The sequence below is a fragment of the Hyphobacterium lacteum genome (assembly GCF_036330345.1).
GTDB classification, from domain to species: Bacteria; Pseudomonadota; Alphaproteobacteria; order Caulobacterales; family Maricaulaceae; genus Hyphobacterium; species Hyphobacterium lacteum.
Genome location: NZ_JAZDRP010000001.1, coordinates 85576 through 106157, shown reverse-complemented (window position 1 = coordinate 106157; position 20582 = coordinate 85576). Strand labels below are relative to the sequence as shown.

At 61.1% G+C, this 20582-nt stretch carries 17 protein-coding genes; 5 read left to right on the top strand and 12 right to left on the bottom strand.

The window, feature by feature from the left end; all coding sequences use genetic code 11:
* Positions 1-2: 2 nt before the first annotated feature.
* The 8 genes from V0U79_RS00515 to V0U79_RS00480 are packed head-to-tail and all read right to left on the bottom strand — an operon-like array spanning position 3 to position 7403.
* On the bottom strand, positions 3-1241 hold the full coding sequence (locus V0U79_RS00515; RefSeq protein WP_330197502.1) for an aminotransferase class V-fold PLP-dependent enzyme: 1239 nt from the start codon (positions 1239-1241) through the stop codon (positions 3-5).
* On the bottom strand, positions 1238-2350 hold the full coding sequence (locus V0U79_RS00510; RefSeq protein WP_330197501.1) for a SufB/SufD family protein: 1113 nt from the start codon (positions 2348-2350) through the stop codon (positions 1238-1240). Before V0U79_RS00510 ends, V0U79_RS00515 begins: the two co-directional genes overlap by 4 nt.
* On the bottom strand, positions 2350-3105 hold the full coding sequence (sufC, locus tag V0U79_RS00505; protein ID WP_330197500.1) for a Fe-S cluster assembly ATPase SufC: 756 nt from the start codon (positions 3103-3105) through the stop codon (positions 2350-2352). The genes V0U79_RS00510 and sufC overlap by 1 nt, the downstream gene beginning before the upstream one ends.
* Positions 3106-3114: 9 nt before the next feature.
* A complete protein-coding gene (locus tag V0U79_RS00500; RefSeq protein WP_330197499.1) occupies positions 3115-3573 on the bottom strand; it encodes a RidA family protein in 459 nt (152 codons plus the stop codon).
* Positions 3570-4262, bottom strand: a complete 693-nt coding sequence (locus V0U79_RS00495) for a hypothetical protein (RefSeq protein WP_330197498.1) — start codon at positions 4260-4262, stop codon at positions 3570-3572. The genes V0U79_RS00500 and V0U79_RS00495 overlap by 4 nt, the downstream gene beginning before the upstream one ends.
* Positions 4259-5761, bottom strand: coding sequence for a Fe-S cluster assembly protein SufB (gene sufB, locus V0U79_RS00490; protein WP_330197497.1), 1503 nt, complete (start codon positions 5759-5761; stop codon positions 4259-4261). The genes V0U79_RS00495 and sufB overlap by 4 nt, the downstream gene beginning before the upstream one ends.
* A 14-nt stretch (positions 5762-5775) precedes the next feature.
* Complete coding sequence (locus V0U79_RS00485) at positions 5776-6918, bottom strand: cysteine desulfurase family protein (protein WP_330197496.1); 1143 nt, start codon at positions 6916-6918, stop codon at positions 5776-5778.
* Between the two features lie 20 nt (positions 6919-6938).
* Positions 6939-7403, bottom strand: coding sequence for an Rrf2 family transcriptional regulator (locus tag V0U79_RS00480; RefSeq protein ID WP_330197495.1), 465 nt, complete (start codon positions 7401-7403; stop codon positions 6939-6941).
* Positions 7404-7617: 214 nt separating this feature from the next.
* Between V0U79_RS00480 and V0U79_RS00475 the strand changes: the two genes are divergently transcribed.
* Positions 7618-8295, top strand: a complete 678-nt coding sequence (locus tag V0U79_RS00475) for an alpha/beta hydrolase (RefSeq protein WP_330197494.1) — start codon at positions 7618-7620, stop codon at positions 8293-8295.
* On the opposite strand, the gene V0U79_RS00470 is transcribed toward V0U79_RS00475, so the two are convergent.
* Positions 8292-9398, bottom strand: coding sequence for an anhydro-N-acetylmuramic acid kinase (locus V0U79_RS00470; RefSeq protein WP_330197493.1), 1107 nt, complete (start codon positions 9396-9398; stop codon positions 8292-8294). The genes V0U79_RS00475 and V0U79_RS00470 overlap by 4 nt on opposite strands.
* Before the next feature lie 68 nt (positions 9399-9466).
* Between V0U79_RS00470 and tyrS the strand changes: the two genes are divergently transcribed.
* The gene (gene tyrS / locus V0U79_RS00465; RefSeq protein WP_330197492.1) at positions 9467-10717 is read left to right on the top strand and encodes a tyrosine--tRNA ligase; all 1251 of its coding nucleotides are present in this window, start codon (positions 9467-9469) and stop codon (positions 10715-10717) included.
* Here the strand turns inward: tyrS and V0U79_RS00460 are convergent, their stop codons facing one another.
* On the bottom strand, positions 10718-14260 hold the full coding sequence (locus tag V0U79_RS00460) for a YhdP family protein (RefSeq protein ID WP_330197491.1): 3543 nt from the start codon (positions 14258-14260) through the stop codon (positions 10718-10720). It lies immediately after the preceding gene.
* A gap of 99 nt (positions 14261-14359) precedes the next feature.
* Here V0U79_RS00460 and bcp point away from each other — a divergent pair, with 99 nt between their 5' ends.
* The 3 genes from bcp (at position 14360) to V0U79_RS00445 (ending at position 16743) form a co-directional block, all read left to right on the top strand.
* Positions 14360-14833 carry a thioredoxin-dependent thiol peroxidase gene (bcp, locus tag V0U79_RS00455; protein ID WP_330197490.1) on the top strand — a complete coding sequence of 158 codons (474 nt, stop codon included), beginning with the start codon at positions 14360-14362 and terminating at the stop codon, positions 14831-14833.
* A gap of 85 nt (positions 14834-14918) precedes the next feature.
* Positions 14919-16181: a M23 family metallopeptidase gene (locus tag V0U79_RS00450; protein ID WP_330197489.1), complete on the top strand. Its 1263-nt coding sequence runs from the start codon at positions 14919-14921 to the stop codon at positions 16179-16181.
* Positions 16182-16242: 61 nt separating this feature from the next.
* A complete protein-coding gene (locus tag V0U79_RS00445; RefSeq protein WP_330197488.1) occupies positions 16243-16743 on the top strand; it encodes a bactofilin family protein in 501 nt (166 codons plus the stop codon).
* Positions 16744-16779: 36 nt separating this feature from the next.
* Here V0U79_RS00445 and prfB read toward each other — a convergent pair.
* Both prfB and V0U79_RS00435 read right to left on the bottom strand, forming a co-directional pair.
* A protein-coding gene (prfB, locus tag V0U79_RS00440) for a peptide chain release factor 2 (protein ID WP_330197487.1) occupies positions 16780-17917 on the bottom strand; the annotation gives its coding sequence in 2 pieces (ribosomal slippage) (positions 16780-17847 and positions 17849-17917; 1137 coding nt in all).
* Positions 17918-18001: 84 nt separating this feature from the next.
* Complete coding sequence (locus V0U79_RS00435) at positions 18002-20545, bottom strand: penicillin-binding protein 1A (protein ID WP_330197486.1); 2544 nt, start codon at positions 20543-20545, stop codon at positions 18002-18004.
* Positions 20546-20582 lie beyond the last annotated feature (37 nt).

The following is a 20582-nucleotide window of genomic DNA, read 5'->3' as shown; positions in this document are numbered from 1 at the left end:
GCTTAGATGAGAAACCCCTTGGCCTTTTTCAATGCCTCGATGAAGGCATCGACTTCCTCGGCAGTGTTGTAGATGGCGAAGCTGGCGCGCAGCGTGGACTCAACACCAAAGCGGCGCATCAGCGGCTGGGCACAATGATGCCCTGCGCGGACAGCCACACCATACTTGTCCAGCAATTGGGCGAGATCGTGTGAATGCGCGCCTTCGACGGCAAAGGACAGGATGGCGCCCTTGTCCTGGGCGGTCCCAATCAGCTTCACACCGTCAATGGTGGAGATCTGCTGTGTGGCGCGGTCGAGAAGCGCGCGCTCGTGCTCCATCACCGCCGTGCGGTCAAAGCGCTGCATCCAGTCGATGGCAGCGCCAAGGCCAATGACATCGGCGATGGACGGCGTTCCGGCCTCGAATTTGTGCGGGACGTCCGCCCAGGTCGAGCCGTCCTCGAACACATCGGCGATCATCTCACCGCCACCCTGCCAGGGCGGCAGACGGTCCAGCCAGTCGCCGGCGGCATAGACACCGCCACAGCCCGACGGGCCATAGAGCTTGTGGCCCGTGAAAACGAAGAAGTCACAGCCCAGCCCGGTTACATCCACGGGCATGTGCACCGCGGACTGTGATCCGTCGAGCAGGACGGCCGCGCCGGCGTCATGGGCAAGCTTCACGACGCGGGCAGCATCATTGGCCGTGCCCAGAACATTGGACATGTGAACGATCGCTACCATCCGGGTGCGGTCGGTAATCAGGCTTTCCAGTGCCTCATAGTCCAGCTCGCCTGTATCGGTGACCGGGCACCAGCGGATGACGGCGCCAGAGCGTTCAGCGGTCAGTTGCCAGGGCACGATGTTGGAATGGTGTTCCATCTGGCTGAGGATGATCTCGTCACCCTCTTTCAGCCCCTGCCCGAAAGACTGGGCGACCAGATTGATAGCTTCTGTCGCGCCGCGGGTCAGGACGATCTGCTCCGCGCGCTGCGCGCCCAGGAAAGCGGCAATCTTGCCGCGTGCGCCCTCGAACGCCTCGGTGGCTTCATTGGCCAGTGTGTGCAGGCCGCGGTGCACATTGGCATAGGACGAGCGGTAAACGTTCGAGACCGCCTCGATCACCGCTTCGGGCTTTTGCGCCGACGCCGCATTGTCCAGATAGACCAGCGGCCGTCCGTTGATCTCCCGCTTCAGGATCGGGAATTCGGACCGGATGGCCGCAATATCCAGCGCGGTTATGGGCGTATGAGCCGTCATACCAGGCCTTTCAGCTTGGCGGCGATGCGGCCACTCAGCGAGTCACGCGTCTTCTCGTCCTTCACGGCCGACAGCGTTTCATCAAGGAAGCTCTCGACCAGCAGGCGCCTCGCGTCCGCTTCCGGCAGGCCGCGTTGCTGCATATAGAACAGCGCCATTTCGTCCAGCGTGCCGATGGCATTGCCATGGCTGCACTCGACATCATCGGCATAGATTTCCAGTTCCGGCTTGGAATCGATCTCGGACCGGTCATCGATGATCATGCCCCGGTGGGTCATGTTGGCAGCGGTTTTCTGCGCCGCCTGGTCGACATGGATCTTGCCCTGGAAGACGGCGCGTCCACCGGAATGGACAATACCCTTGGTCAGCTGATCCAGCTCACCACCTTCACCCTGCATGTTGACGATGGAGGTCATATCGGCATGTCCGCCGGCACCCACCAGATAGGCACCATTCAATGTGGCGGTTGCGCCCTGGCCGGGATGGCTGAGACGGGTCTCCTGACGCAGGAATTTGGCCCCGAACGTCAAACTGGTCTGGGTAAAACTGGCCCCCGGTGCAAGAGAGACATTCGAACTGAGAACCCAGCCGGCTTGCGGCGCATCGTCGAACAGGACAACGCGATTGACCTTTGCCCCCGGCCCCACCTCATAATCGACATTGGCAATGGCCAGCGCGCCATCAGCCGCCCGATAATGCTCGAGAATGGTGTATTCGAGGGCCCTTGGCAGCGAGATCACCACCGAGGCGACCGAAGCCCCCACACTGGCACCCAGCTCGATATTATACGTGCCGCCCAGATGGTGGCGGAAGAAGGCGGTCTGATGCGCAGCTGCCTGCGCCAGCGCTCCGGCTGAAAATTCATCACCCGTCTCGCGCTTCAGATCGGCCCATTGCGGCGCCATTTCCGCGCGCAACTGGGTCGAGCCCCGCTTGGTGATATCCCTGGCAGCCCGGCGCAGATCGCTCCACTTCCAGGCTTCATCCCGCTTCGTCGGCAGGCCTTTTGCCACCAGCCGGTCGCGCACATCCTTGCGCCAGCCGTCCGAGCCATCGAGCATGGCGATAAAAATCGCCTCGCCATTATTGGGTTCGAAATTCGCTCCCATCAGGCCGCTCTCACATATTTGTCATAGCCTTCGGCCTCGAGCTCGCGAGCGAGTTCCGGACCACCGCTGGCCACGATCCTGCCGGCGCTCATCACATGCACCTTGTCCGGTGCGATATGGTCGAGCAGGCGCTGATAGTGGGTGATCACCAGCATGCCGCGCTCGGGCGAGCGCAGCGAATTGACGCCATCGGAGACCACTTTCAGCGCGTCGATATCGAGCCCTGAATCCGTCTCGTCGAGGATCAGGAAGCGCGGCTCAAGAACGGCTGCCTGCAGGATTTCCAGCCGCTTCTTCTCGCCGCCCGAGAAGCCAACATTCAGCGGACGCTTCAGCATGTCCGGCGACACGTTGAGAACCTTCGCCTTCTCGCGCACGAATTTCATGAAATCGGGCGCCGATATCTCCTCTTCGCCGCGCGCCTTGCGCTGGGCGTTGAGGGCTTCCTTGAGGAAAGTCAGCGTCGGCACGCCGGGGATCTCGACCGGATACTGGAAGGACAGGAACAGGCCCTTCGCCGCGCGCTCATCGGCTTCCAGTTCGGCAAGGTCTTCGCCGTCATAGGATATCGATCCGTCGGTGATCTCATAGTCGTCGCGGCCGGTCAGCACATAGGACAGGGTCGATTTGCCCGAGCCGTTCGGTCCCATGATGGCGTGCACTTCGCCTTTCGGGACGACGAGATCCAGCCCTTTCAGGATCGGCTTTTTCTCGTCTTCGCCAACGCTGGCGTGAAGGTTCTTGATTTCAAGCATGCTCAATTCTCATTCCTCGATCGGGGCATAGGCCACACAGGCGATTTCAACGCGGGCGCCAAGCGCCAGCGCCTGGATGCCGGCGGTAACGCGGGCCGGCTGATGCCCGTTCAGGGCGGCGGCATAGGCTTCATTCATGGCCGGATAATCCGCCATGTCGGTGAGATAGACGGTGCAGGTCACCAGATCCGACAGATCGGCGCCGGCCAGCGCCAGTGAAGTCTCGATATTGGCCATGGTCTGGGTGGTTTCCGGGCCTGCCCCGCCTTCGACGATCTCCGTCGTGCCGGGATGGCGGCCCAGATGGCCGGAGACATAGAGCATGTCGCCCGCGCGCACGACCGAGCTGAACGGCGCCCAGTCCGGCAGGCCTTCAACGCGGTAGATTTCCATGTCGCGGCTTTCCTGCGCATGGGCACAGGCGATGGCCGAAACGGCCAGAAGGGATGAAAGGATCAGCTTTTTCATCGGTTCAGCGCCAGCGAACAGTAATAATGCTCGCCCTCATACTCGCCGCCATCGACCAGGGAACAGTCCGGGCCGTCGTCGGGGTTTTCGACATTCATGAAGGACAAAAGCACGGTGGCCTCGCCGATCACGCGCTCGCCATCAAAGCGATAGAATTCGGCATAGGATTCAGCAGCGCTGGAGCGCGAACGCGCAACGATCAGGCTGTCATAGTTCGCCGACTCCACGGCAAAGCCGCTGACCTGCCAGGGCTGATGGAGGAAGCCGTCCTCCGTGCCCATGAAGATCGCGTATTCCGTATTCACATTGCCGGTGACCAGTGGGATGCGGATGTCCTGAAAGCCATCATCATTGATGTCCGCCAGAGACGGGTAGAAGAAGCTTTCGGTTTCGAAGTAGAAGGTTTGAAGCAGACAGCCGTCCGGGCACCGTTGTCGTTCGCCATCCGAATTGGTTGAGACCAGGGCGGCTTGAACGATCATCCGGCCTCGTTCGGACCACTCACCCTCCTCGAACGAAAATGAAATCAACAGTTCACGACCATCTGCGGGCATAAGGTAACAGTCACTGTGCTGCTGGCTGGAATCCAGAGACGCACAGTTTTCTGAAAGCGGCGACAAAACGAAGATGGAATCGTTGGCATCTGCGTCCTGCGCCATCAGCGCTGCGGCAAAGGCGAATTCGATCATCCCACACTCCCTTCGAGCGAGACCTTGAGGAGTTGCTGGGCTTCCACCGCAAACTCCATCGGCAATTCCTGAAGCACTTCACGGACGAAACCGTTGACCAGCAAGGCCGTGGCGGTTTCCTCGTCCAGCCCGCGCTGGCGCGCATAGAAGAGCTGGTCCTCGGCGAGCTTGGTGGTCGTCGCCTCATGCTCCAGCTGGGCTTTCGGCGTCTTGCATTCGATATAGGGCACGGTGTGAGCGCCGCACTGATCACCGATCAGCAGCGAGTCACACTGGGTGAAATTGCGCGATCCCTCGGCTTTCGCGTGGATCGAGACGAGACCGCGATAGGTGTTGTCTGACCGGCCCGCCGAAATGCCCTTCGAGATGATGCGCGAGCGCGTGTTCTTGCCCAGATGGATCATCTTGGTGCCGGTATCGGCCTGCTGGGCGCCATTGGTCACCGCGACCGAGTAGAATTCGCCCACGGAATTATCGCCGCGCAGAATGCAGGACGGGTATTTCCAGGTGATCGCCGAGCCGGTCTCGACCTGCGTCCATGACACCTTGGAATTCTTGCCGCGGCAGTCGGCGCGCTTGGTGACGAAATTATAGACCCCGCCCTTGCCATTCTCATCTCCCGGCCACCAGTTCTGGACGGTGGAATACTTGATCTCGGCATCATCCAGCGCGACCAGCTCCACCACGGCGGCGTGCAGCTGGTTTTCATCGCGCATCGGCGCGGTACAGCCTTCCAGATAGGAGACGTAGGCGCCCTCGTCCGCGATGATCAGGGTGCGTTCGAACTGGCCGGTATTTTCCGCATTCATGCGGAAATAGGTCGACAGCTCCATCGGGCAGCGAACGCCCTTGGGCACATAGACGAAGGTGCCATCGGAGAAGACCGCACTGTTCAGCGTGGCAAAGTAGTTGTCCGAGGTCGGAACCACCGATGCGAGATATTTCCGGACAAGGTCCGGATGCTCGCGAATGGCCTCGGAAATGGACATGAAGATCACGCCGGCCTTGGACAGCTCTTCCTTGAAGGTGGTGGCCACAGAGACGCTGTCAAAGACAGCATCGACGGCGACACGCGGCTTCTCGCGGGCCTGGGCGGCGGTCTCGGCCGCGCCCTTCACACCCAGCAGGACTTCCTGTTCGCGTAGCGGAATGCCCAGCTTTTCGAAATCAGCAAGGATTTCCGGTGGGACATCATCGATGGACTCATACTTTGCGCCAGATTTTGGCTCGGCATAGTAGTAGATGTCCTGATAATCGATCTTCGGATAATCGACCTTGGCCCAGTCGGGTTCGGTCATTTCCAGCCAGCGCTTATAGGCCTCCAGACGCCAGTCCAGCATCCATTGCGGCTCGTCCTTCTTGGCCGAGATATACCGGATCGTGTCTTCCGAAAGGCCCTTCGGAGACATTTCCTGTTCGACATCAGTGGTGAAGCCGTACTTGTACTTGTCGGCTTCAAGGCGCTTGACGTCTTCGATGGTTTCTTTAACTGCTGGCATTCAATTACAATAGCTTACGCCATTTCCTTCAAGCGTGGCTTTACCCGTTCAAATTCTTTGATCCAGGCTGAAACGAAGGCATCGACATCTGCCTTCGTGGTGTTCCAGCCAAGGCTGACGCGGATGGTCGATCCGGCCTTTTCCTCTCCCGCCATGGCAGACCATGTCGGCGATATGGCAGCACGCCCCGATGAGCAAGCCGAGCCTGCACTGACGCAGAAGCCGGCGAGATCGAGCGCAATCACCTGCATGCTGCCCTGCCATCCTGGCATGCAGACCGCGGACGTGTTGGGAAGGCGAGGCGCGCCCTGCCCCAGAAAACTGATACCGGGCTCGGCCACGGCCAACCGGGATTCCATCTCATCACGCCAGGCGCGGATCTCGTCCCATTTCGCCGTGTCCGCCAGGCAGGCTTCCAGCGCCTTCGCAAACGCCCAGGCGCCGCCGACATTGGATGTGCCGGACCGGCGCCCCTGTTCCTGGCCACCGCCCTTGCGCAGCACCTCGAAAGGCGCATCACAGGCGATGAATAGCGCGCCAATGCCTTGTGGTCCGCCCACCTTGTGCGCCGAAACGGCTGCATAATGAGCGCCCGAGGCGGCAAAATCGAAGGGGATCTTGCCCAGGGCCTGGACCGCATCAATGTGGAAGAGACCACCCGCTTCGCGCACCATGCGCCCGACCTGCTCAAAAGGCTGGATGACGCCACTCTCATTATTGGCGGCATGCAGACAGACCAGTGCCCGCTCGCTTTCGCCAAACGCATCCAGACGGTCTTGCAGCCAGTCCAGATCGATCACGCCGTCAGCGCCGATCGGGATCAGCTCGACCGGCAAACCCGTCGTGGCGGCAAAATTCGCCACCGCTTCATGATCGCCGACCGGATGGAAGATATGCGTGATACCGCCGCCACGAATGGCGCCATCAATGGCCATATTGTCGGATTCGGTGCCGCCGGAGGTAAACACCACATCGGCAGGGCGCGCCTTCACGCATCGGGCGATCAGCGTGCGCGCCTCTTCCAGCAAGGACCGGGCATCGCGCCCCATGGCATGCACCGCCGAGGCATTGCCGCAGCGGTCCAGCGCCTCGAGGAGCGCTTCACGGGCCTCCGGGCGAACCGGGGTCGTGGCGTTATGATCCAGATAGACCGGCATTGGTGCGTTGGCCTGCTTTCCTATTGCGCCGCCAAAGAGTCCGTGGCCGCATCATTTGCGCCGCGCGCCGTACCCATAACACGGCCAGCAATCACATCTTCCAGCGAGATCGAGCCGAGGAAGAGATAGATATGGCGGCTGAGCTCATCCCAGAGATCATGTGTAATGCATCGGCGGCCATCTTCCATGCAGCCTTTTGTCTCGCCCTCACACCGGGTGATGTCGATCGACTCATCCACCGCCGACATGATTTCGAAGACTCGGATTTCTTCGGCAGGACGCGCCAGCGTATAGCCGCCGCCTGGCCCCCGGATCGATTCAACCAGCCCGCCCTTGCGCAGATTGGCGAACAATTGCTCGAGATAGGACAGGGATATCGCCTGACGCGAGGCAATGTCCGCGAGGGTGACCGGACCGTTCGCAGAACGGCGGGCCAGATCGGCCATTGCCATGACGGCATAGCGGCCCTTGGTGCTTAACTTCATGTCTTCACTCCCCAAAACCCTCGCATTTTTCAGGCGGTGTGTGCTATCACGCGCCCAGCCTTGCTCGGGTGGCTGGCTCAAAACACGCCGTGAGTTATTTCTCCTAGTGTTTTAGTCAACTTTTTGCGGCCCGAAAACATGAATAAATCGGTTTGTTGCAGTTCAAAGACCTAGTGGATTGTATGGAAACCGATAAAAGGAAGACGGACTCGCCATGCCTGACGTGATTATTCCCGGCCCGGAAGGGCGCCTCGAAGGCCGCTATTCTCCGGGTGAAGCCGACAACGCACCGATCGCGCTGATCTGCCATGCGCACCCGCTTGGCGGCGGGAATATGGAAAACCATACCTCGGTCATGATGTATGACATTTTCCGCAAGCGCGGCTTTGCAACCCTGCGATTCAATTTCCGGGGCGTTGGCCGCAGCCAGGGCAGTTATGATCAGGGGCTGGGCGAATTGTCCGACGCCGCGACGGCTCTGGACTGGGTTCAGGCCTATAACAACAATGCACCGTTTTCCTGGGTGGCCGGGCATTCCTTCGGCGCCTGGGTCGGCATGCAGCTTCTGATGCGCCGCCCGGAAGTCGCCGGCTTCATCTCGGTGGCACCACCCACCAACATGTATGACTTCAACTTCCTGGCGCCCTGCCCGGCCTCCGGCATCATTCTGCACGGTTCGGAAGACAAGATCGTCCCTTACGACGACATGGAACGCATGATGAGCAAGGTGCGCGTCCAGAAAGGTATCGAGATCGAGCGCGAGGAAGTGCCGGGTGCCGGTCACATGTTCTCGAATCATCTCGAAGAGCTGGAAAAGCGCATCGAGACCTATCTCAACCGCCGCCTGCCGATTGTCATCGAGGAACGCAAGAACCAGCGCCCGCGGCGCTAACCGGCCTTCGCCAGCTTTCCGCCTGTCATCGGCTGCGGCACACCGGTCGTCGATGGCAGGCTGAGCGGCCATCCTTTCAACGACCGGACAGCAAGCCAGGCAAAGGCCTGCGCTTCCATCAGATCGCCATTCCATCCCACCGCCTCGACCGGCTCTGCCGGCCGGCCCAGTTGCGCCGCAATAGCCGCCATCATGACCGGGTTCTTGCGCCCGCCACCCGTGGCCAGCACGCGCTGCGGTTGGCCCATGCCGGCGATCGCCTCCGCAACGGTTCTTGCCGTGAAGGCGGTCAGCGTGGCCGCCCCGTCCTCCGGAGACAGGCCCTGAACCGGATCCAGTGAAAAATCCCAACGATCGAGCGATTTCGGGGGTGGCAGCGGGAAATACGGGTGAGCCATCAGCTGCGCCAATGCCGCCTCGTCGACCTTCCCTTTCGCGGCCAGCTCACCATTGCGGTCAAAGGGCCGATCGATGGTCTGCTCACACCAGGCGTCCAGAAGTCCGCTGGCGGGGCCAGTATCAAAGGCTTTCGGATCCCCGTCACCGAGCCAGGAAACATTGGCAACACCGCCCAGATTGAGCACTGCTATCGGGCCCGGCAGGGAGTCACGGCGGAACAGGGCCTCGTGATAGAGGGTGGCCAGCGGCGCGCCGTGACCACCAGAGGCGACATCCGCGGTGCGGAAGTCATAGACCACATCAATGCCCACGGCCTCCGCCAGCGCCCGGCCGTCGCCCAGCTGCCGCGTGGCGCCTGCCCGTTGCGCCGATGGCGCACGATGCAGGACCGTCTGACCGTGAAAGCCGATCAGATCGATATCCGCGGCTGTCAGGCCCGCCATGGCCAACACATTCCCGATCGCCGCCGCATGGGCGTCCGTCAGGGCCTCTTCGGCAGACTTGAAAATCCCGGGCTCTGCCCCGTCGAACTGCCAGGCAATAGCCGCATTGACCGCCTCCTGCAGGGTTCGGCGCTGATCACCTGCATAGGGATGTTCGGCGCCCGGACCGAAGCGGATGCCGGCCTCACCGTCGGTTTCGATCAGCGCTGCATCGACCCCATCGAGCGAGGTGCCGCTCATCAATCCGATCACGCGATACATGCTGCCCCCTTCCGGCCTGCAAAAAGCACCGCTAAAAGACGCGGCCAACCCCTAATCAGGCCGAAGCCATGACCGAATACAAGTCCGAACTCATCCAGACACTGGTTTCCCGCGGATATCTGAACCAGGCGACCGATATCGACGCCCTGGACGAGGCAGCCGCGAAGGGTCCGATCACCGGCTATATCGGCTTTGATATAACGGCGAGCTCGCTGCATGTCGGTTCGCTGGTGCAGATCATGATGCTGCGGCGCATGCAACAGACCGGGCACCGGCCGATCATCCTGATTGGCGGTGGTACAACGAAAATCGGCGATCCGTCCGGCAAGGATCAGTCGCGCCAGATGATGACCGAGGAACGCATCCAGGAAAATCTGGCCGGCATCCTCAAACCGTTCGGAAAACTGATGACGATCGGGGACGGCCCGACCGATGCCATCGTCGTCAACAATGACGAATGGCTGTCGAAATTCGGCTATCTGGAATTCCTGCGGACCTATGGCCCGCATTTCACCATCAACCGGATGATGACATTCGAATCGGTGAAGCTGCGCCTGGAGCGCGAACAGCCCCTGACCTTCCTCGAATTCAATTACATGCTTTTGCAGGCCGTCGACTTCCTGGAATTGTCGCGCCGCTATGACTGCACACTGCAGCTGGGCGGCGGTGATCAGTGGGGCAATATCATCAATGGCGTGGAACTGTGCCGCCGGATCGACCAGAAGCCGGTCTTCGGCTTTACCACGCCGCTGATCACCACGGCTTCAGGCGCCAAGATGGGCAAGACCGCCGATGGCGCTGTCTGGCTGAATGACGATCTGCTGAGCCCGTATGAATACTGGCAGTTCTGGCGCAATACCGAAGATGCCGATGTCGGCAAATTCCTGCGCCTCTTCACCGATGTTCCGCTCGACGAGATCGCGGCGCTGGAACAGCGCGAAGGCGCCGAGCTGAATGATGTGAAGGTCCGTCTCGCCAATGAAGCCACTGCCATGATGCATGGCGCGGAAGCCGCAAAAGCCGCCGAGGAGACCGCGCGGGCCACTTTTGCGGCGGGCGGATCTGGCGGCGCGTTGCCGTCTTTCGACATCCCTTCTGCGGAGCTGGCCAGCGGCTTTCCGGTACTGGGCCTTCTGACCGGGGCCGGATTTGCCGAGTCCAACGGCGAAGCCAAGCGCCTGATCAAGGGCGGTGGCGTGCGCGTGAACGGCGAGGTCGTTAGCGATACACAAGCCGTGGTCACCGCGGACGATCTCGACGGTGGCGCCATCAAGATCTCGGCCGGCAAGAAGCGTCACGCTCTGGGCAAGCCCGCCTGATCAATTATCGGGGTTACCGGGCTGATCGCCGTCGGCCGGATTATCTTCCAATGTGGCATCCGGCGGCACGCCTTCCGCTTCATCATCCGGGACCAGCTCTTCCGGCGTGGTGCTTTCCTGTTCGATCCCGTCTTCGGGCAAGCTTTCCGGCGCTGCATCGTCGATCTCCTCATCCTGCCCCTGACGCTCGCGTTCACGATCAGCGGCCGTGCCTTCGAACAGGCGCCGCAGCACGCCCGGAGCCAGCACGGATAGCGGATTGGCGATAACGGTCGGCTGGCCAAACGGACCTTCCACCGAGAAGGTAATGCCGATCACACCCTCCCCCGGCCGCGAGATCAGTGCCTCTCCGACCAGTGGCAGATTGCCCACCAGCGAGTTCAGCCCGTAGGACGGGGCCAGAACACCATCCAGCGCCAGCCGTTCACCGGCCATATTGATTGCACCCTCGGTGGTGACGCCAAGTGACGGGCCCGAGGCTCTGGCCTCCTGAACAGAAATGATGTCATCGCGGATAGAGACATTGGCCTGTAATTGCTCGAAGGCGATACCGCCATCTCCACTCAGCAAGGCCGCCAGACCTGGCAGCGACCCGGCGGCCAGCACGCGCGCCAGCACAGGCATTCGAACGAGTGTGAAGTCTTCCGAGCTGACGACATAGTCCGACTGCCCCTCCTGGCCTGCCGGCGGCATCGAGCCGGTGATGGTCAGCGCACCTCCTTCAACATTCTGATAGAGATCCAGCATGCGTAGCAATTCACCGAAGTCCGGTGCGCTCAAGACGATCTCCCGCCGGCCTCCGGCTGGCGCTGTCAGGTCAATTGCGAATTCGCCGTCGCCTGTATCAGCACGCAGCACCAGTGTTTCCTCGCCTGTCTCGCGCGCCTGCCAGTCAATCATCAGGTCGGAATAGATGACCGACGGCGAGACGCGGACCTCATCAAGCGCAACGGTCAGACCGAGCGGCGGCGGTGCACCCCCGGTGCCCGAGAAATCGGATAGATTGGATATCAGCGAGGCCGCGTCGAAATATGCACCGGTAACCGCCAGGGCCAGCGGTCCTTCAACGCCGCCCAGCCGCGAGGCAGAGGCCGACGCGTCGATATAGTTATCAATGAATATCCGGGAGACATCTGCCGCCAGCAAACGCCCATCCGGTCCGAACTGGGCGGTTGCCTCTGCATCCAGACCGTCGGCCTGCAGATCGAATTCCTGAATGTTGATCTCACCCGTTTCGGTAAAGACGATCTCGGCATTGGCTATGGCGGCTTCATCGGCAGGCTTCACGAAAAACCCGCCCGGCAATTCCACTTCTGCGGACGTCAGATCGGTGTGCAGGGTGATCCGTTCGAAATCGAAGACATCGCCAAGTGTTGACAGCTCAACGCCGATTACACCGTCCACATAACGCCTGACGGGAAGGCCGAACCGGTCGAGTGCGCTCGCTGGCACTTGCGCTTCCAGTTCCAGCACTGTCGAGGACGCATCGTCTTCAAGGCCGAACGTCTCCACCCACCGGATTCGCGCCCGCGCCTCACCGAGACTGGCTGTGCCGGCGGCTTCGATGGCATCCGGCGTGGCGATCAACTCAACATCGCCTCCCGTGAGCACCATATTGCGCACGCCGGTATCCATCGTCACGTCGGTGAAAACAGCATGAATGTCGAAGCCGACATCCTCCACCGGGACATCCCGTAGCATCGGCCGCCGGATTTCAAAGCGCACATCGCCCTGACCTGTAATCGCCTGTGGGTCGAGACCATAATCCGACACCAGGTTGAGCGGTTCCTCGTCGATCAGGGAGAGAACAGCCTGCGCACTGGCCCGCGCTTCGCCCCCGAAACGGGCCACAGCACCCCTCGGATTGAGCCGTGGAATATCGACAAATCCGTGCCGGACCGGCGTTTCACCGATAAGCCCCTCACTCATTTCCAGCGAGAATGAATTGCCAAACAGCGTGGCCCTGCCCCGTGCACCGGTAACCGGCGTCATCGTCGAAATGTACCGGAAAGCTGCATCCTCGAACGCGAAACTCAGAGCCATGCGTTCGTTGGCGAGGCGTCCCGCCAGCAAGGATTCGGCATTCAGATCGAGATCAATCGCGGCATCGGAAATGCGCGCCCCGATAATGGCACCCTCGACCCAGTCTCTGGCTCCGTCTGCCAGCTCCACCGGCCAGTACCTCAGCACAAGATCGGGTGGAATTTCGCCCTCGACCGGCCCTGTCAAACGGATATCCGGCAACCATTCGCCGGTTTCCAGCTGGCGAAGGCGCGCGAGGCCTTCGAGACGTGCAGTAATGGGGCCTATCTCCGCTACCAGCGACTCAAAGCCGATTTCGAAGTCGCGGGCATTCATCTCGCCTGACAGCCGGATACCAAGCCACTCCGGCGGCGCCTCGAAGACGCCGCCCAGATCCAGCCGCCCCTCCTCAATGTCCAGCTCGTAAAGCCAGCGGCGCGGGAACGCATCGTCAAACTCGCGCAGATCATAAATCCGGCCGGTCAGGCTGGTGTCCAGAATGTCGCTATCGACGTCCAGCTCGGATATCCGGATTGCGCCGTCGACAGGTTCGTAATCAATGACCGCGGTCAGCCCGCGAATCTGCTGTGCGGCTTCTCCCCGGCCGATCTGCCCGGCCCCGACCGACAGATTCACGCTGGCGGCCCTGATCCCTTCACGGCGTGAAGCGCTGGCAAAAGCTTCCAGGTTGATCGGCGCGCTGATCTGCCCGGCCGATGCAAACGGTCCGGACAGCGGTGCAATTGCCCTTGGCGACAGATTGTCAGCCCGGATTTCCATCAGAAATGTGTCGAGATCGGCACCGGCTTCGAGACGCAGGGCGACTGCGGCGAAACCGGCCGTCGTCGCGAAACGCCCTGCGAGATCGCCGCGCAGGCGTTCAGCATCCCGGGCCAGACGCAACTCGGCCTCGTCGACATACCAGTCCAGCTGATTGACCGCGTCGACCACCCGGATCGAGGCGGAATGGATGGAGACATCTGTCAGACGGCCGAGAAGCGCATTGTCTCCAGGATTTCGGAGCAATTCGAGAATGGCATCAACATCCCGGCCCGAACCCGGCGGGCGAGCCTGCAAAGCTACGCGTTCCGGCGTACCCAGTCCGGCCCCCACCGCCCCGTCGGCGCGGCGGACAATCGCCACGGCCCCGCCTTCAATGGCAACCTGCGAGGGGGCGAAATGCCCAGACAAGAAACTATCGAGACCGAAACCGGCCTCGATCAGTGGCGCCCGGGTCAGGACGGTACCCCCCTCTTCAGCCACGGTCACATCACGGGCGCTGATAAACAATAACCCGGTCTCCGTATCGAAGCGGGCTTCCAGCGAGCTCAGGGATACCAGGTCGCCTTCGAAAGCCGCCCCCAGCCTTTCCTGGGCATCGGCCATCAGGAAATCCAGCTCCATCGGGCCTTGCGCCAGGCGCCAGAGCAGTGCTCCGCCTGCAAAAAGGACCAGCGCGAACAGAACTGCAATCGCTTCAAGCGCGTAAAGGCCGATGACACGAAGCGAGCGTTTGATCATGACGGTGTCACTCGTGCAGGCGGCGGGGCTTTCTTCACCGGAAAATCTTGTATGACAGACGCCAAACTATTGCACCCGAACGCTACAGGGAGAGATGAAATGGGCGAACTCACAGCTGGCCAGAAAGCTCCGGCCTTCGATATGCCAACCGATGGAGATGGCCGTGTCAGCCTGGCGGATCTCAAGGGCAAGATTGTGGTTCTCTACTTCTATCCCAAAGACAGCACGCCGGGATGCACGAACGAGGCCATCGACTTTAGCGCGCTTTCAGACGATTTCGAGGCGGCCGGCGCGGTTGTCGTGGGCGTGTCGCGCGACAGCGTCAAACGGCATGACAATTTCAAGGCCAAGAATGATCTGAAAGTCGTGCTCGGCGCGGATCTGGACGGCAAGGTGACAGAAGATTACGGCGTCTGGGTCGAAAAGAGCCTGTATGGCCGCAAATATATGGGAATTCAGCGCGCAACCTTTCTGATTGATTCGCAAGGATTAATTCAAAAACTCTGGCCAAAGGTCAAAGTGAAGGGCCACGCCGCCGAAGTGCTCGAAGCAGTGCGGTCGCTTTCTGACTGATTTTTCATGTGTTATTTGGCCCGCGCATTGCATAACGAAATGTTGATAAGTCGGGCTGTTTCGTGTCCTATGCCCGGCGGATCGGGTGGTAACAGTACAGGTGCGGACCGACGGTATGATTTCCGGCGTCTTTCAAAAGGTATGGGATATTGCTGAGCAATGGTTCCCCAACCGCCAGATCTACCATCGTAGTGAAGGTCAGGTTCGCTATTTCGAACTGACCACGACGATGCAGGTCGGCTCGCTGGGCACCGTTGTGGCGCTGACCGGCTGGCTTTGCTTCACCACGATTTCGGTTGCGCTTCATGGATACCAGATGTCCCAGCAGACAGCCGAGATGGAACGGGTCCGGCTGGAATCCTCGCGCATGGTCAATGAAGCCATGGCCAATGAGGCTGCCACCCAAGCCTTGTTTGAATCCCGTGTTGAGGAATTCCGCTCAACCGCCAACGAATTTCAGTCCCGTCATGAGACACTTCGCCAGCTGATTGCTCTGGTCGAGGACATTGACGGCGAAGAATACGATCCCTCGCCAGCCCTCGATGGCGGCCGGCTGCTGATGGCGGCGACCCCGGCAGACCCGACCCCGCGGCGCGCCCGCGACGAACTGGAACTTTCGGTCGCCGACCCGAATGCACCGGAAGACCGCGTGACCTCGCTGATCGAACAGCAGGATGTTGTGCTGGCCGAGGCCGAGGATGCTGCCGAAGCGCGGTTGGAAAACCTGCGCGCGGTGCTGCGCCTCACTGGCCTGCGTCCAGACGAAATTCTCAGCGAAAACCGCGAGAATGAAGAAAGCGGTGGTCCCTTCCTGTCGATTGCCGGTTCTGCCTTCAGTGCCGAACTGGACATGGAAGATGCCTTCTCGGCCCGTGTGGCGCGGATCGCAACGCGCCTGATCGAGGCCCGCGAGATTGAAGCCGCCGTCAATTCGCTGCCGCTGCACATCCCGATCGGTGCCGAATTCCGTGAAACCAGCGATTATGGCGCCCGCATTGATCCGTTTACCGGCCGCCCGGCTTTCCACTCCGGTCAGGACTTTGTGGCCTACCGGAACGCACCTATCCAGGCGACTGGGCCGGGACGGGTCGTTTACGCGGGCTGGCGCTCGGGTTATGGTCGCACTGTAGAGATCGATCATGGGTACGGGTTCATGACCCGTTATGGTCACCTCAACTCGATTGACGTCAGACGCGGTGATACGGTGCAAACTGGCCAGCGCATCGGTGGAATGGGTTCCACTGGCCGCTCCACCAGCACTCACCTGCATTATGAAGTCTGGAGCAATCGGCAGACGCTAGACCCCGAACGCTTTATGAGAGCCGGACAGTATGTTCAACAGAACTAAAGATACCCAGTCTGACAGCACTTCTGGTGCAGTCCCCCCGCCCCCCTCCAAAAGGTCCGCTATGAAATCCAAAGCCCCCTCCATCATCAGCGCAGACATGGTGCTGCAAGGTTCGATCACTTCGGAAGGCGAAGTCCAGCTCGACGGTACTGTCGAAGGGGATGTGCGCGCCGGATCGCTGACGATCGGCGAAGATGCTGCCGTTGACGGTCAGGTTGTCGCCGAATCCGTAATCGTGCGTGGACGCGTCAAAGGTTCGATCAAGGCCCGCCAGGTACAGCTGGCTTCAACCGCGCGTATCGAAGGCGACATCGTTCACTCGGCCCTGTCGATGGAGAGCGGTGCATTCTTCGATGGCCATTGCCGCCATTCGTCCGACCCGGTCGCCGATGCCGGCAGTGCCAAGAAGGCCGCGCCTGCACCGAACAGCAGCGCGCCGTCCGGCGGCAGCTCTTCGAGCAAGCCGAGCAATGATATGAGCTCGGGCGCTTCGTCCTCGAGCACTTCGGGCTCGTCGACCAGCCCGTCGCTGGACCTGCCGAAAGCCAAGTCCTCGGCCTAGGGCCAAACACAAGTTTGAAGGAAGCGCCGCCGGCTATCAGTCGGCGGCGTTTTCTTTGGTCTCTTCGCCCAGCTGGGCCGCAAGAGCGGCCGCCATGAACTCGTCGAGATCGCCATCCAGCACGCCTTGCGTATTGGACGTCTCCACATTCGTGCGCAAATCCTTGACCATCTGATAGGGCTGCAGAACGTAGGACCGGATCTGCCGGCCCCAACCGATCTCGGTCTTGGAATCCGCCTGCGCCTGAGCCGCCGCCTCACGCTTTTGCAACTCCAGCTCATAGACGCGGGCCCGCAACATGTTCCACGCCGTGGCGCGGTTCTTGTGCTGGGAACGGTCATTCTGGCACTGCACAACGATCGGGCTGTCTTCGCCTGGCGGTGTGTAGGTCAGGCGGATCGCACTATCGGTCTTGTTGACGTGCTGACCACCGGCACCCGACGCCCGGTAGGTGTCGGTGCGGACCTCGCTTTCAGGGATTTCCACCTCGATCGTGTCGTCAACCAGCGGATAGGCCCAGACACTGGCAAAACTGGTATGGCGGCGTGCCGAGGAATCATACGGTGAAATCCGCACCAGCCGGTGGACCCCGGCCTCGGTCTTCAGCCAGCCATAGGCATTCTCGCCCTTGATCAGCAGTGTGCAGGACTTGATGCCGGCCTCGTCACCGGCCTGCTCCTCGATCACCTCGACCTTGTAGCCATGATCATTGGCCCAACGCGAATACATGCGCTGCAGCATGGCGGCCCAGTCGGCGGCTTCTGTTCCGCCGGCGCCTGGATGGATTTCCAGATAGCTGTCATTGGAATCGGCCTCGCCCGAGAGCAATGCTTCCAGTTCGGCGCGGCCGGCCCGCTCGCGCGCCTTTTCCAGCGCGGCGACAGCCTCTTCCATCAAATCATCATCGCCATCGGCCTCTGCCAGCTCGGCCAGCTCGATATTGTCTGCCAGCTCGCCTTCCAGCTCGCGGATCGCCTTCATGGCGGATTCCAGCCGGTTACGCTCGCGCATCAGGGACTGGGCTTTCTGCGGATCATCCCAGAAGGACGGATCCTCTGTCCGCGCGGTCAGCTCGTCGAAACGTTTTTCAGCTGTATCCCAGTCAAAGACGCCTCCTCAGCAGTCCGACCGACCGCTGGATTTCGTCCGAAAGGGTTTGGATGTCCGCACGCATGTTTGCCTCGATGAGAGTTGCACACACCGGATAGCCGTGCCCGCCTGCCCTATCAAGCAGGCGACTGCAGCCATCCGCACAGGATCAGTAGATGCCGCCGAGATCCTCGTCGTCAGCCCCGTCATCATCGCCACCCGAAACCGAGCTGCCGGTGAAGGTCAGGCCGGTTTCGCCGGAATCGCCAGAGCGGCTGGGTTCGGTGCCCGGCTGGAAAGCTTCAAGGATCGTGCCCGGACGGCCCAGAACGGACGGTTCGCCGGTACGCGCGTCGATTGGCACCAGGCTGACCCCTTCCGGTACACGGAAGGGTGCGACCGGATAATTCTGCAGGGCGACTTCCAGGAAATCACGGACGATGGGCGCGGCCAAGACACCGCCCGCTTCGCCTGAGCCCATCTGGTACGGTGTATCGAACCCTACATAGGCCCCGACCACGATGTCCGGGCCGAAACCGACAAACCAGGCATCGCGGAAATCATTGGTCGTGCCGGACTTGCCAGCGAGCGGACGGCCAAGCGAGCGCAAAGCTCTACCGGTCCCTCGCTGAACAGCGCCCTCAAGGATGTGCACGATTTGATAGGCAGTGACCGGCGAGATCACCTCCTCGCCCAGCTCCGGCACCTCCGGCTCGGTCAGGCCCGGTGTCCATTCTTCGATGTCAAAATCATCGCTCGCCCGCGGGTCGTGAACGTAAATGGTCTCGCCATTTCGATCCTGCACGCGGTCAAGAATGGTCGGCTCGATACGCGCCCCGCCATTGACCAGCGCGCCATAGGCCGTCACCAGCCGCCATAGTGTGGTTTCACCAGCGCCGAGTGACATCGCCAGAACCGGTTCCAGATCGTCATAAATCCCGAAGCGCTCGCCATACTCGGAGATCGGCTCCATGCCCATTTCCTGCGCCAGGCGCACCGTCATGACATTCCGCGAAAGCTCCAGCCCCAGACGCAGCGTCGACATGCCGTAAAAGCGCTCGGAGTAGTTTTGCGGACGATAGAAACGCAGATCCGGACCACCCGAGGCCACGAAGGGCGCATCCAGGATCATCGAGACCGGCGTATAACCATTGTCCAGCGCCGCGGCGTAGACGAAGGGCTTGAACGACGAGCCCGGCTGGCGGCGCGCCTGAGTGGCCCGGTTGAACTGGCTCTGCTGGAAGGAATATCCGCCGGCCATGGCCAGAACGCGGCCCGTATGCGGATCCAGCGCCAGCAAGGCGCCATTGACTGCAGGCACCTGCCGCATTGCAAAGCCCTGACATTCGCCTTCCTCGTTGCAGATTTCTTCAACGAGTATGACATCGCCCACAGACAAAACGTCCGACGGGCGGCGGATGGTCGGTCCCATCAGCCCGTCTTCCAGCGCCTGCCGGGCCCATTCCAGCTCTGAAAGGGCAATCGTGCCTTCCGCGGCGACCGGACCGGTGTCCTCTTCGGCTTCGTCCTGGTTCTCGACATCGATGATGTCGTCACCTGTGTCTTCCGCAGGCTCGAGATAACCGATCCGTACATTATTCTCGTTCACTGCCAGAACGACCGCCGTCAGCCAGCCTTCATCAAGGTCGGGCGGGACCTCTTCGAAGGCGGCCAGATTGTCTGCCCAGCCCTCTCCGGTCTCAATCTCGCCAAGCGCTCCACGATATCCATGGCGGCGGTCATAGGCTTCCAGCCCGCCACGCAGCGCATCGCGCGCGGCCAGCTGAAGTCGGGTGTCCAGCGTGGTGCGGATCGACAGGCCGCCATTATAAAGCTGTTCCTCGCCATAGGTATCGAACAATTGGCGGCGGGCTTCCTCGACGAAGTATTCTGCGGCCAGGTATTCCTCTCCCCGGAACCGCTCGATCACACGAAGGGGTTCGGCGGCGGCCGCCTCGGCCTCTTCCTGGGTGATGAAGCCTTCGGCGACCATGCGCGACAGGACCCAGTTGCGCCGGTCCAGCGTGCGCTCGGGATGGCGGATCGGGTGGAAACGGGCCGGCCCGTTCACGACGGCCGCCAGGAAAGCACTTTCCGACAGGGTCAGCTCGTCCAGTGACTTGCCGAAATAGTTCATTGCTGCAGCAGCCACACCATAGGAGCGGCGGCCGAAATAGATCTCGTTGAGATAAAGTTCGAGGATCTCGTCCTTCTCGAATGCCCGCTCAATGCGGCGCGCCAGCAGCATTTCGCGGATTTTCCGCTCCATGCGCTGTTCGGATGACAGAAGGAAGTTCTTGGCCACCTGCTGGGTGATGGTGGAGGCACCTTCCAGCCGGTCATCGCGCAGCACATTGCCGATATTGTTGAGTGTCGCCCGGATAATGCCCACGAAATCGAGGCCGCCATGCTCATAGAAATTGGCATCCTCGGCGGCGAGGAATGCATTGGTCAGATTGGGCGGAATCCGGTCGATCGGCACAAAGACCCGGCGTTCACGGGCAAATTCGGCAATCAGGCGTCCGTCACCAGCGTGAACACGGCTGGTGATCGGCGGCTCGTACTCGGCCAGCTGCTCAATGCTCGGCAGATCCTGCGACAGGCGGGCCACATAGATGGCCGCCGCGACCGTCGCGATCAGTCCGAGAACAATGGCCGTGCCACCGCCCCAGATCACCAGTCTGAAGAAATTACGCCAGGAGAAAATTTTCATGCCGTTCCCGTCCGACCCCGAGTCGTGGCTGTCTTAC